The 12,469-nt window shown below is 62.9% G+C and carries 12 protein-coding genes; 9 read left to right on the top strand and 3 right to left on the bottom strand.

Going from position 1 to position 12,469, the window contains the following annotated elements; translation table 11 throughout:
- The first annotated feature begins 756 nt into the window (after positions 1–756).
- The 8 genes from HC028_RS23250 to HC028_RS23215 all read left to right on the top strand — a co-directional run bounded on the left by HC028_RS23250 (position 757) and on the right by HC028_RS23215 (position 9,261).
- A complete protein-coding gene (locus HC028_RS23250; RefSeq protein WP_168079533.1) occupies positions 757–1,854 on the top strand; it encodes a radical SAM protein in 1,098 nt (365 codons plus the stop codon).
- 29 nt (positions 1,855–1,883) lie between these two features.
- Entirely contained in the window at positions 1,884–2,885 is a 1,002-nt protein-coding gene (locus HC028_RS23245; protein WP_168079532.1) for a nucleoside-diphosphate kinase, read from the top strand.
- Between the two features lie 28 nt (positions 2,886–2,913).
- Entirely contained in the window at positions 2,914–3,624 is a 711-nt protein-coding gene (locus tag HC028_RS23240) for a hypothetical protein (protein ID WP_168079531.1), read from the top strand.
- A complete protein-coding gene (locus HC028_RS23235; protein ID WP_338091296.1) occupies positions 3,621–4,544 on the top strand; it encodes a GHMP family kinase ATP-binding protein in 924 nt (307 codons plus the stop codon). Before HC028_RS23240 ends, HC028_RS23235 begins: the two co-directional genes overlap by 4 nt.
- A complete protein-coding gene (locus HC028_RS23230) occupies positions 4,541–5,035 on the top strand; it encodes an NUDIX domain-containing protein (protein WP_168079529.1) in 495 nt (164 codons plus the stop codon). The genes HC028_RS23235 and HC028_RS23230 overlap by 4 nt, the downstream gene beginning before the upstream one ends.
- 346 nt (positions 5,036–5,381) lie before the next feature.
- Positions 5,382–8,381 (top strand): amino acid adenylation domain-containing protein, encoded by a 3,000-nt coding sequence (locus tag HC028_RS23225; RefSeq protein WP_239075571.1) that lies wholly within the window; start codon positions 5,382–5,384, stop codon positions 8,379–8,381.
- A 229-nt stretch (positions 8,382–8,610) separates the two neighbouring features.
- On the top strand, positions 8,611–8,793 hold the full coding sequence (locus HC028_RS28800; RefSeq protein WP_168079583.1) for a PqqD family peptide modification chaperone: 183 nt from the start codon (positions 8,611–8,613) through the stop codon (positions 8,791–8,793).
- Positions 8,794–9,099: 306 nt separating this feature from the next.
- Positions 9,100–9,261 (top strand): hypothetical protein, encoded by a 162-nt coding sequence (locus HC028_RS23215; RefSeq protein WP_168079522.1) that lies wholly within the window; start codon positions 9,100–9,102, stop codon positions 9,259–9,261.
- 603 nt (positions 9,262–9,864) lie between these two features.
- Here the strand turns inward: HC028_RS23215 and HC028_RS23205 are convergent.
- Positions 9,865–10,398 (bottom strand): hypothetical protein, encoded by a 534-nt coding sequence (locus tag HC028_RS23205; protein WP_168079527.1) that lies wholly within the window; start codon positions 10,396–10,398, stop codon positions 9,865–9,867.
- A gap of 99 nt (positions 10,399–10,497) precedes the next feature.
- On the opposite strand from HC028_RS23205, the gene HC028_RS23200 reads away from it, so the two are divergent.
- On the top strand, positions 10,498–11,166 hold the full coding sequence (locus HC028_RS23200; RefSeq protein ID WP_168079526.1) for a DUF6308 family protein: 669 nt from the start codon (positions 10,498–10,500) through the stop codon (positions 11,164–11,166).
- A gap of 48 nt (positions 11,167–11,214) precedes the next feature.
- On the opposite strand, the gene HC028_RS23195 is transcribed toward HC028_RS23200, so the two are convergent.
- Complete coding sequence (locus HC028_RS23195; RefSeq protein WP_168079525.1) at positions 11,215–12,042, bottom strand: hypothetical protein; 828 nt, start codon at positions 12,040–12,042, stop codon at positions 11,215–11,217.
- A 12-nt stretch (positions 12,043–12,054) separates the two neighbouring features.
- Positions 12,055–12,441, bottom strand: a complete 387-nt coding sequence (locus HC028_RS23190; RefSeq protein ID WP_168079524.1) for a hypothetical protein — start codon at positions 12,439–12,441, stop codon at positions 12,055–12,057.
- Between the last annotated feature and the right edge of the window lie 28 nt (positions 12,442–12,469).

Genomic DNA, 12,469 nt, shown 5'->3' with positions numbered 1-12,469 from the left:
TCGGTGATCAACGATTCGAGCACCCCGGTCAGCTTCTCCCGGATCCCGAGTACTTTCTCCGCAGTCGCGTTCCGAGCGCTCCGCCTTCCGCGAATGCCCATTCCCGCCGGCGTCGTCGAGCTTCGCAAGTTACCTCCCGTGGATCCATACCTTTGCGTCTGCGATAAGCATTCGAATGCCTCCGCAAAAAAGGCCACCATTGATCAGATCAAGCTCATCATGTCACGGAAAAACGCTCGACGAGAAGCTCGTACAACCCCGGTTTGCGGCACACCCAGCCGTAAAGATAATGCGAATGTGCCGCTCACCGAGTTCTTACATTAGTACCGCGACTTTCAAAACGTAAGCGAGCTAATAGCGAGGAGCATAGAACAGCATAAATTATCAGACAATGTGATGCAGATCACATAATCAGTGGAAGTAGCGTTATAGATTGGCACGGTCAACCCCTCACCTGGACGGGTATGGGAGCCAGCTTCTCGGGCTACGGACATCAACTGACGCTCGTCACCGTCACGTGCCTTGACAGATCGTGGCGATCGTGATGACGTTGCCAGCCAACTGATTTGCGAACGGGGCTCAATGCATCAGTTGTCGCTCAATGAGTGGCATGTGTCGCGGCCGGTCTAATTCGCTCCGCGACATCACTTGGTGCCGGTCGGGGCTTCGCGCAGCAAACGACGCCGTCTCACCCAGCCCAACTGCCAAGTAGGTCGGTAATTCCGAGAACCACATCACTCAATGGGAGCACAGTGCATGGCTCATCAACGCCTGGACCTCACCTCGAAGATCTATCAACACTCAGTTTGGCCAGCTGCGAAAACCATCGCACGTGGCGAACGCAGCAGTGCTCCGTTAGTCGTCGATCTTGATCCGACGACATTCTGCGATCTTGCCTGTCCGGAGTGCATAAGCGGCAAGCTGCTCAACAACGGGCGGTTCACCAAGGCGCGGCTCGGCGAGCTCGCAGCTGAGCTGGCCGAGTGCGGCGTGCAGGCGGTCGTGCTGATCGGCGGCGGGGAGCCGCTCGCTCATCCCGGAACGGGGGACGTGATCCGCGTCCTCGGCGAGAACTCGATCGCAATTGGCGTGGTTACCAACGGAACCATGATCGATCGCCACCTCGACGCCCTGGCAAAGTATGCATCCTGGGTCCGCGTATCGGTCGACGCTGCCACACCGGAAACCTTCCGATTGTTCCGCCCAAACAAGCAAGGCGGGAGTGAGTTCGACAAGGTCATCCGCAACATGCAGGCCTTGGCCGCGGCGAAGACGGGAAGCCTCGGCTATTCGTTCCTGACCATGTCGCGCCCGGCACTCGGCGAGCATGCGCCAGAGACAAACCATCGCGAGATTTACGAGGCTGCGCGATTGGCCAAGCAGATTGGGTGCGACTACTTCGAGCTGAAGACCATGTTTGACGACGACCACTACATCGTGACGCTTGATGACCAGACTCTTGCCGAGATACGCACGCAGCTCGGGGCGGCCCGGAGTCTTGAGAACGACGGCTTCGAGGTCGTGTGCTCGTCGACCTACCTTTCGCTCGATGGCGGCACTAGCCCAGTGCAGGTCAAGCCATACAGTCGTTGTCGCGTGGCCGAGTTGCGCACGCTTGTCACACCCACCGGGGTCTACGTCTGTTCCTACCATCGTGGCAATCCCGCGGCGATGCTGGGCGACGCAGTGACACAAAAGTTTCACGAGATCTGGGAGACGTCGGATCGTGGCATTGTCGACCCCAGGCGCGACTGTTCTTTCCACTGCGCGAGGCATCAGACGAATCTGGCCATCCTCGCAGGTGCCGAGCGCGATGACGTCGTGCTGACCGAGGACTTCGATCCCTTCATCTGAGGGCGCGTGATCTGGAGGAGCACAGCCAAATGAGCGCGCAGTTGATCAGCAGCCCCTCGCCATGCGACGCCGAAAGAGCACTCTGCGCAGTGCATCACAAATACGAGGCGTTCATGGCCGAGGCGTATCTGCGGCAGGGTCTGCGAGACATCCGCGATGTGCTTGGTGACGCCGGCTCGCCATTGATGCAGCGCGTTGCAATGATCATCATAAAGCCGGAAGCCGTCGTCGGTGGAAGGGCGGTGCCGATCATCGAATTCCTTGAATCGCACGCCTTCGTGCCCATACTCTTTCGCCGCGTACAGCTGACTCGTAACCTGATCAACACGATCTGGCGGTATCAATGGAATGTTGCGACACTTGACCGGTTGGATCTCGCAGAGTCACTCTACTGCGCGGGAGAAGGCGTACTGGTGATCTGTCGAGACGACCTCTTCGACAATGAGACGCCCGCCCCGGTTAGACTCCGCAAGCTGAAGGGACCAGCGCAGCCGGAGTTGAGGACTCCGGGCCACCTGCGCACTGCCATCGCGGCCCCGAATCGAACCATGTCCATGGTCCACGCCTGCGATGAACCGGTCGACCTGATTCGAGAGACATCGATATTATTCGAACGTGTCGATCGTCGCCAACTCTACAGTGAAATCGGCGCCGGATACCGCGGAACGAAGTCGAGCGAGTTACTCAAGGCGATCCAGGAGATGGCAAGCCTGGGCGAGGCCAACGACCTTTCCTACGAAAGCAGTCTACTGCGTCTTCGCGATCTCGTGGCGCCAGCGTCGTTCAATCGCCTCATAGAGATGATCGACCCCAGTGGACCGAAGGGGCGGCATTGGCGCCCCTCGTGGATAGAGATCGAAGAACTCGTGCGAACAACGGCGCCCGCCTTGTCCGTTTGGGATCGAATGGTCATCGGCGCAACGTTGATCGAACATGATGAGCCCGGCTCCGTGTGCACAATTGACGACGATGGCGTTGCACATTGGGCCGCAGGACTCGGCGTCATCTTGCCATTGCCCAACGGCATATAAATCACACCTACCGGAAAGGAGACGGTCAGTGAACTCGATCATGAGCAGCCAGCCCTCGAACCCGAGCGTCACCGTGCCCGACGCCAGGAACAGCTCGCTTCAAGTGCTCGAAAGCTATGCCGGCGATCGGTCGGAGCTCGCCCGCCTCGTCGAACGATCGCTTGCCGATCCAGTTCTCTCACGCATGACCGAGGTCGATGAGTTTCGGTTCAAATTCGTGCTTCGCGACGAGCTTGAGTCCGGGTTTCGCCTTCGGCTGCACGTGTGGCGCGACAAGGTGACCGACACCCCTCACTCCCATCGGTTCAACTTCGCCACCATGGTTCTTGCGGGCGGGATGACGCATTACGTGCACGCTCCGAACCAGGACCTCTACCCCGAGGGCATCTCCGACTTCTACGACACACACATCCCCATTACCGACGAAAGAGTGAGCGGGCTCATCGATCCGAGCAAATTCAGCACCGAGATGGCATTCCCTGTGGTGGCCGGGAGTGCCTATTTTCAATCCTCAAGCGTAATGTTGACGTCCACGACGGTCGAACCGGGCACGATCACGCTCTTCGTCCGCGGTCCAGCTGTTCGGCCGTGCGCATTCCAATGGCATCCGGATCAGCAGACCGTCGTCTGGCGAGCGGGTACCGCACATGCACCCGCCAGCCGACGCACGGAGGTCGCCGTCTCCCAGGCCGACATCGACCACGCATTGGACCGCATCAGAGCCATTGGAATCAAATGATCACTCGATCGGCGACGGCCCCCGCGCGGATCTGTCTCGCAGGCGAGGATCTGGACTGGATCGGCCTCCGGTCGCTTTGTATCGCCGTGGATTTGCCCACGACGGCTCAGACGGCCGGAGTCGAGGCCGCAGCGACTGAGGACGACCTAACCGCTGCTGCCGTGGCTCGAGAGGTCTGGTGGTTTTTGTGCGACCGGTTACACATATGCGGTCAGATGCCGGGGGTGGTGGTCAGTACCGCCGCTCCCATCGGCGGTGGCCTATCATCCTCCACGGCCCTTGTCGTCGCGCTGATGAGGCTCTTCTTGAGTCACTGTCAAGCCGCCCCAATGGGAGACATTGAGATCGCTCGACTTGCATATGAGTTCGAGTTCACCACGTGTCACGGTGGTGGCATGGACCAGCTCGCGATCGCCCTTGGGGGTGCAGTGCTGACGCAAGGATGCGATGGCAGGCTTCCAGACGTCATCGACCGTGTCGAATTCCCGTCCGACTGGATTGCGATAGTTGTCGATTCGAAGATCCGCAAGTCCACCGCGCGGCATATTGCGTGCGTACGCACGCAGGTCGCGACCGGAGATTCCCGACTAGGGGAATACTGTCACCGAGTCGACGCGATCACCGAGGACATGTGGAACGCCCTGCTTGCGCATCAGCTCCATGAGGTATCGGCCCTGGTAGCAGATGCCCACGAAGCGATGCGTGACTGCCAGGATATGTCGACAGACCGATTGGAGTTGCTTCGGAAGCTCGCGTTTGAAGAGGCCGATCTTCACCTCAAGGTCTGCGGAGCGGGCGGTGGCGGGTCATTGGTCGGCGTGGCCCATCGGGACGACGCGCAGGCTATTCTGAGCAAGTGTCGGCGAGCGTTCCGCGACGGCGGATTGGCGGCCGACGTGGCCGCAGTGGAGGCAGTTTGAGTTACGTCGGTTCATACATCTGGTCGATCCGTCGCCTTGTTGGATCACGGCTGTTGCTTGCGCCCGGTGCTCAGGTCGTCGTGGTCGACGATGACGGGCGACTCCTATTTCAGCGGCGTGCCGACACGGGTCTGTGGGAGTTCCCGGCCGGCGCATGCGAGGAGGGGAGCAGTTTCGCATCGACGGCGGCGGTCGAGCTGGCCGAGGAGACCGGCCTTCAGGTCTCCGAAGAGGATCTCATCGCGTTCGGCTGTCTCTCAGATCCTGAAGTGCACACGATTCAGTACCCCAATGGAGACGTCCTCCACTGCTTTGCGCTGTGCTTCGAGGCAAGGACTTGGTCGGGCGTGATCCAGATGGATGAGCGAGAGGTGATCGATGCTCGCTTCATGACACCGGACGCGCCGCCTACTCCGCTGCATCCCCCGACGTCAGCAGTGCTCGACATGTACCGCCGATACTCGGTCACCGGAGTCTTCCAGGTGGGATGACCGATCTACTGGGTTACGGTGCAATGCCGTTTAGATAAGGCATCGATGCAGCTCAGCCATGGTGCCGTGCTGGTCGGAGTAGATACCCGAACGTCATGCCTACCAGACAGGAGGCGAGAGGTTGCATTCACAACGATCTCTTACTTAGGTTCCTGGCGTCTCCGGTACGTGGGTCTTGGCGGTCGGTCGGCGGTTACTGAACGTTATGGCGAACACTCGCAGTAGCACTGGCACCGAGCCGTCGATGTCGAAGCCGCACGCCGAGCTGGAACGCCTCCGGTTGGCGACGATCCAATCGAACGCCCGCCATCCACACCGGCCCGAATCCGTGGCGTAGAGAGGGAACATGAGCGACGCTGCTATTCGGCAATCCTCCGATGGGTTGCGGAGCGTTGTCGATCTCGTCCACTTTCAGGTGCGGCATGACCCGGACCGGCCGGCCGTGCGAGCGCGTGCGGAATCCGTGAGTTACGGCCAACTGTGGCGCCGCTCCGGCGTGATCGCCACACAGCTACGTGACCACGGCGTACGGCACGGCGATGTGGTGGGTCTCTGCCCGCTGCGCTCCCCCGATCTGGTCGTCGGCATCCTCGGCATCCTGCGGGCCGGCTGCGCCTATCTGCCGCTCGACGCCGGTTATCCGCAGCAGCGACTGGAGTACATGCTCAGCCAGGCCCGCGCTTCGGTGCTGGTCGGGCACCGCGAGAGCGCCGAGGTTCTGGCCGGCGAGCGGACACTGATCCCCCTCGACGAGGCGCACGACGGCCCATCGGCCGTGGATGATTCACCGATCGCGGCGGGCGATATCGCGTACGTCATGTTCACCTCCGGGTCGACCGGCGTACCCAAGGGGGTCATGCAGACACACGGGGCACTGACCAACCTGATCCAGTGGCAGCTCCGCGATTCGGTGGTGGGCGCGGGCGAGGTCACCGCACAGTTCGCACCAATATCGTTCGATGTCTCTTTCCAGGAGATTTTCGCGACTTTGGCGGCCGGAGGCGTGCTGCTCTGCCTCACCGATGAGGAGCGTCGCGACCCGGTCCTGCTGTGGAAGCTGCTGGCACGGGAGCGAGTCGCCCGGCTGTATCTGCCGTTCGTCATGCTGCAGACGTTCGCCCTGTTCGCCGACAAGCTTGCAGCCGACGCCCCGCCTCTGCGGGAGGTCATCACCGCCGGCGAGCAACTGCGCTGCGACGACCGGATCAAACGCCTGTTCGCCGGCCTGCCCGGATGTCGCCTCGTCAACCAGTACGGGCCCACCGAGACGCACGTCTGCACCCGGTACCTACTTCCCGCGATACCCGACCATTGGCCGCTGCTACCGCCGATCGGAACACCGATCGACGGCGTCCGCGTGCACGTCCTGAACGTTGGCGACGATCCGGTGCGGGACGGTGAGCCCGGCGAGTTGCATGTCGCCGGCATCGCCGTGGCACACGGATATATCGGACAGCCGGAATTGACCGGCAAGCGGTTCCGCCCCGAGCCGGGTGGCGCCGCCGTCATGTACGCCACCGGGGATGTCGTCCAGTGGCGTGACGGACAGCTGCACTACTTGGGTCGCAACGACGATCAGGTAAAGATCAACGGCATCCGGGTAGAGCCCGCCGAGATCGAACGCGCCCTGCTGGCCTTCCCGGACGTACGCGAGGCGGCCGTAGTCGCGCGCGCGGACGCCGGCGGGGGTATCCGGCTGGTTGGCTTCGTCACCAGCCACCTCGATACCGACCGCATCGCCATGATCCGCCGGCGGTTGGCCGAATATCTGCCCGCACACCTGGTGCCGCACCGGATCTTGCCCTTGCCGATGATGCCCACGACACCGAGCGGGAAGCTCGACCGCGCTGCGCTGCTCGACCTCGCGTCGCAGGTCCGAAGGCCCGCACCCGGGACCGATCTCGACGCGGCGGACCTCGCGGCGATCTGGCACGCGGAACTCGAACTGCCCGACGAGCATGTCGAAGATCTGCGGGCCGCCGGTGTGGATTCCCTCGCCGCGGCGCGCATCTCGGCTCGAATTTCCCGAGAACTGGGCGTGCTCGTCGCGACGGACCAGTTGCTGGCCGCGACATCCCTGGAGCACTTGGCCGAGATCGTCGCATCCAGCCCTCTGGTGCCCCGCCGCACGGCGAGCGAGCCCACCGGTCCACGGCCGGTGACCGTGATGCAGCGGCAGATCTTCATCGACGAGCGGCTCGCGGAGGACGGACCGTCGCACTGGGTATTGACAGAACTCGACATCACCGGACCCTTCGATCCGACCGGCGCCGAGCTGGCAATTCGCGCACTCACCCGTCGTCATGCCGCACTACACACTCGTTACAACTTCACCGGTCGAAACATCACGCAGGAGTACGTGGCCGATGCTCCGCCGGTAGTCACGTACGCCGATGCGATCGACCTTCCAGCGCTGCGCGGGCGTCGCCTTGCCGACCGTTACGAGTTCGGAGAGGTCGCGACGCCAGTGGTGGACATCGTCCGGCTCGGCGACCAGCATCACCGGATGCTGTTCCGGCTGCATCACGCCAGCTGCGACGGCTGGTCGATCGCGTTGCTGTTCGAGGAGTTCGCCGCTCTGTACCGCGGGGACACCCTGCCGTATGCCATCCAACCCTGGGAGCTTCCGACGGCCGACCGTGATGTCGACAGCGATCTTTCCTACTGGGTGGAGCGCCTGACGCCGTCGGCCGACAGGCCGCCGGCCGGCTGGGGCCGGGAACGCGATCCGACGCCGGCACTGCGCCGCACCCCGGTCGTACTGGACGCGGTGGAGGTCAACGCCGTCCGGAAGCGGGCCACGGACGCACGGGGGACACCGTTCGCCGTGCTGCTGGCCGCATGGGCCGCCCTGTTCTGCAGCGACGACGCCGAGGTGTGCGTGGCGGTGCCGATGTCCACGCGAGTCACGGCCGAAGAGGCGAGCTGCGTCGGCTTGTTCCTCAACACCGTTCTCCTGCCCCTGGCGACCTGCGCGGAAAGCCTGACTGTGCTGGCCGACCGGACGCAGCAGGACGTCACCGCGGCCCTGCGGCATCGCGCCGCGCCCCTCCCCGACGTGCTGCGACGCCTCCACGTCGACCGAAACGGCAGGCACCATCCGCTTGCCCAGATGATGTTCACGCTTCAGCCGCCGGGCCCGCGCCGGTGGCAGCTGCCCCATGGTGCGCGCGCAGAACTGGTCCTCGATGTCGGCATCCCGGAAGTCACCAGATTCGATCTGGTGCTGAACCTCGACGACCGTGGTGACCAGATCGTCGGATGGGTCGACTACGACGCAGGATCGGTCAATGCCTCACAGGTCGCGGCACTGGTCGCCCGGTGGCGTCTGACACTGAGGAGCTGAGTGCTGAGAGGCTCGGACGCCGTCGATTCGGTGCGACGGCTACCAGACCGTTGGCGACCTGGCGCCGTATGAGGGCGTCGGACAGGGGGGGTGTCGACCAGGTCGGTGCACAGGTGATTGGTGACAGCCCAGCCGACCACGCGGCGGGAGGCGAGGTCAATGACGGCGGCCAGAAACAGCCAGCCCTCCTACGTATTCCGAACCTAATGGCTTCTTACTCGAAACGCTCATTGGTCGCTACCTCCTAAACAGCGACGCCCGTGAGGTTTGGCAGAGAATCGACGGACGATGGTCGTTGCGCGAGATTACTAACCTCGTCGCAGCCTCGAAGATTGTTGCCTCTGACACTCTAAGCGGTCGGGTGGAGTCAATCTGCCTGCAGCTGGGTGACCTTCGACTCCTAGAGTATTAATCGCGAAACCAAAGGAGCATAACAACACGAAATTGAGCGACGCAGAAAGCGCAGCTACGCAGTTGTGTTCGCACGCTAAGCAGTAGAGAGGCCGACAATGCCCCAACCCGCACACCTTGACGACCTTCCGTAGATTTCAGCGAGCCGACACGTTCACCTGATACAAAATGCCAGATGCGCTCCATCACCCACCCCTGAAATCATCAAGGAATTAGCAAACCAGTTTGGCTGCGAAGACGCGGCCGAATCGTCCACCCATGGATCGTAGAGTCTGGTTTCCAGACCTCGGTACGGGCGTCATTGGGCGTGCCCCAGAGCAGGAGACGACCCCTCGTCGTTAACTTCCTCCAGTTCGTCGGCGCCGACTGGCACACCCTGGCCGACGTGATGCTCGCCAACACCTCCGCCGCGATGGCCCGCGAGCACCAAGAGGCCGCCTGCGGGGCACTGGCCGCCTTGGCCGTCTGAACGGCCGTCTCACGGGGAGGACCCCCGCGCGTGCGGGGATGACGACACCCCGTCCGAGCCGCCCGACTTCCCGCGCGGAAGACCCCCGCGCGTGCGGGGACGACCAGCAGCCGGCCACGTGCCGCGCGGCGGTCGAGGGAAAACCCCCGCGCGTGCGGGGACGACGCTTGCTGACCTGCAATGTTACCGACGGGGTCGGGCTGCCAATATCAGTCCGTTGAGGTCTACGGGATACCAGCGATCGCGACCCGCAGTGCGAACCGCCCAGCCTTGTTCGTTACGAGGCCAAGCCGTGAACAGGTTTGGGTGATTAGGACGTTGAGTCGGCGGGGGTCTTGGAGGTGGTGAGGGTGATTAGGTTGCGCTGGCGAGCGTAGCGGTGCGGGTCGGGGTCAGGTGCCGGGGCGACTGCACCGGTGAAAATGGCCAGGATCGTAAGGGCGAGCATGGCCAGGGTCATGAACCGGTGCCCGGGTCTCCAGCGGCTCCTACTTGCGTGCGTCTCTCAACTCGCTGGCAGCTGAAGAGGCGGATTGAGGGCTGCGTGCGGGGTGCCTTAGAGCCGCACCGTGTCGCGATGAAGGCACAGATACGGATGCCGGGTCACCCGAAGAGTGCGAGAAGAGCAGCCTGCTCCGGGGTGAGGAGCAGGGGCGAGTTCGGGCCAGGTTCTGGGAAAACCCGGACGGCTTCGAGGTCGGACTTGCGTACGCTCGTCGCCATTCCAATCTTGACGTCCCGCTCAGTCAGCAGTGCGCGCAGTCGAGCGGTGTCGAACAGAAACGCTTCCGATATTTGCCACTGGTGATGGCGGACGGTACCGGCTGGTCGTCGTGGCCCGCTGAGTACCAGGTAGTAGTCGCAGGGATGCGGGCTGATGTCGATACCGGTGAAGGCGTCCCCGTAGGTCTTGATGTTGACCGTCCTACCCATGAGCGGTCCGGACCTGAATACCCCGTCATGGCCGGCCTGGGTCGCAGTGGCAGCGAGTTCGATGTCGAACACACGAGACGCAATGAACTCGCCGACATCTCCTTGCCTCGCTGACCGCCCCGTCACCTCAGCAATCCTGGCCTCCGCCTCATCGCGAACACGCAGTAATTCGGCCAGACTGTGCAAATCGTCGTTCACGTCCACTCCGCCACCACCTCACGAAGGCTAAAGGTGCGCTGGTCAGGGTGCACGCTGCCAGCCGTTCATCTAGCACCCACGCCGGAGAACGTACGCTGCTCGGTCATGAGACCAACGCGGCGAGGTAGGCAGCCTCGATCCATCGCGGAGTTGAAGCCACAGGCACCGGAATACCTGGACGCCTATACCGACCCCGCCGGGAACTACGCGTTCACCACGTACGACCAAGCCCCCATACACGATGGTCCCCTCACCGCCGCAGACGTACTGATGGCGAATCTGCTCAGTCTCCACCTGGGTTGGTCTGACGTCGTCCCCTTGTTCTCGACAGCCCAGACGCTCTTCACCCGTCTACGACAAGCCCTGGATGCTGCGCTCGTCGAGGCCCGGCGACTGCCTTGCCTGGAGGACTGCGACGACGTACAGGTGGCGATGCCCGCGCTGCGAAACGCGAATGAGACGGCTTGGGCGACGGATCCGTTTGTACCGTACCGCCATAGGACGTGGACGGACGTGACTGTGTCGAAGGTGCTCCATCGGTTAGCACCGACTGTGCCGATCATCGACTCGTCGGTGAAGGCGTTCTACGCGACCGCTAAGGCGGAGGACATCCGGAAGCGAATGCGCAACGATCTGAATGCCAACCGCGACTGGATGGCGGGCCTCGCTGGTTCTTACCCGGTCCGGGGGCAGGCGATGCCGTTGACCCGCGTGGCGGACATCCTCATCTGGATGGACGGACGCAGACAGTCTTCGGGTGGTCCCACGGTTTGAGGACCTTATCGACCCACCGGTCTGGTTGCGGCTCCGCGTGACTGCCCCTCAATCCGGCCGTGGCAGGACGACAGGGAGCAGAGACAGTCTGATGACGCGTTTCTGATCTCCGGTCGCGTGGAGCAAGTAGTCTCGGCGGCGGACGGGTTCGTCTGGCGTGATGGCCTGCAGCAGCCGGGGGTGCCCGGCCAGATGCGCACCGGCACTGTCGATGACAGCCGTGGTGTCCCGCCGGTCACGGATGAACAAGATGAGCGCGACTCGGGTGTCCCGCCAGACCGTGTAGCCGAGCAACTGGGCGACCGCCTCGGCGAACTTGGCGGGCCCCTGCCAGAACTTGCACTCCCCGATGAAAGCGTCGCGGTCGCGCCAGCGAAGCAAAATGTCTGTTTTGCCGCGCCCCAGGAAGGTCTCCCCGGTCGCTGCTCCTTGGTAGTTCGCGTTGAGGATGAAGAGGAGGAAATCGCGGATAGTTTCCTCGTCCTCGCCAACGAGCCTGTTCGCTGAGCGTACGAGTCGTTCAAGCGCGGAAGTGACCGACATGATCGTGGTGGTGATGTCGTCGGCGATCTGCTGGGCGAGGTGCCACTCCGTGGCTCCGGCGGCAACGGCTGCATCCAACTGCGCCACGGTGAGCCGGCGTGGTTGTAGCGGAATACGCTGATCTTCGTATCGTGGAGCGACCGGAATGCTGAGCGCATCTGTCGCCGTGCGGACGGCCAGCACTCGACGAGCGCGTGCGCCCACGATCGCCATCACCTGCGAACGCATGTCCGCCCGATGCTGCTGGATCTCCTCGTTGGCGGCAGTCGCTGCCTGCCGCAGCCTGTCTTGGAACTCTTCGGCGAACTTTCCAAACCGCCCAGCGTCGGCCATCGCGTCAGCGATTTACTCGTTGGTACCCTCGGCCGCTGTCAGGTACCACTTACCGGGCTTATCACCCTCGGTGTAACCACCCGAGAGAACTCCTCGGCGGCCTAACGCGCTGGATGCGCCATCGACCGTTACGCAGAGGTTCAGTTGGACCAACTGCTCCTCGCGTCCATTGGTTGGCTGTAGTTCGACCTGTTCTACCCACAGGCCCGCGTGATCGACTTCGACCGGAGCGGCCGCACATTCGTCCACGATGGCGTCGACAAGAGCGTCCACGGGAGTACGGGCGAGTATTGCCTCAGGTAGTTCGCGTGCGCAGTGGAGAGCCACCTGCAGGCGTGGATCGTATTCCGTGGCGCTGCGCACGATTGGGTCCTTGAGCGAGTGGTGCCTGAGCGCCATCTACCCTCCGTCGTCCGGTCTGCATCGC

The sequence above is a fragment of the Planosporangium flavigriseum genome (genome assembly GCF_011947225.1).
GTDB lineage: Bacteria > Actinomycetota > Actinomycetes > Mycobacteriales > Micromonosporaceae > Planosporangium > Planosporangium flavigriseum.
Note: the sequence above shows the minus strand (reverse complement) of the source record. Positions and strands in the feature narration are given on the sequence as shown.

What these genes read in the sequence shown, in the direction of transcription:
- HC028_RS23250 (WP_168079533.1), top strand. Translation starts at nt 757, where the DNA reads ATGGCTCATCAACGCCTGGACCTCACCTCGAAGATCTATCAACACTCA.
- HC028_RS23245 (WP_168079532.1), top strand. Translation starts at nt 1,884, where the DNA reads ATGAGCGCGCAGTTGATCAGCAGCCCCTCGCCATGCGACGCCGAAAGA.
- HC028_RS23235 (WP_338091296.1), top strand. Translation starts at nt 3,621, where the DNA reads ATGATCACTCGATCGGCGACGGCCCCCGCGCGGATCTGTCTCGCAGGC.
- HC028_RS23225 (WP_239075571.1), top strand. Translation starts at nt 5,382, where the DNA reads ATGAGCGACGCTGCTATTCGGCAATCCTCCGATGGGTTGCGGAGCGTT.
- HC028_RS23200 (WP_168079526.1), top strand. Translation starts at nt 10,498, where the DNA reads ATGAGACCAACGCGGCGAGGTAGGCAGCCTCGATCCATCGCGGAGTTG.
- HC028_RS23195 (WP_168079525.1), bottom strand. Translation starts at nt 12,042, where the DNA reads ATGGCCGACGCTGGGCGGTTTGGAAAGTTCGCCGAAGAGTTCCAAGAC.
- HC028_RS23190 (WP_168079524.1), bottom strand. Translation starts at nt 12,441, where the DNA reads ATGGCGCTCAGGCACCACTCGCTCAAGGACCCAATCGTGCGCAGCGCC.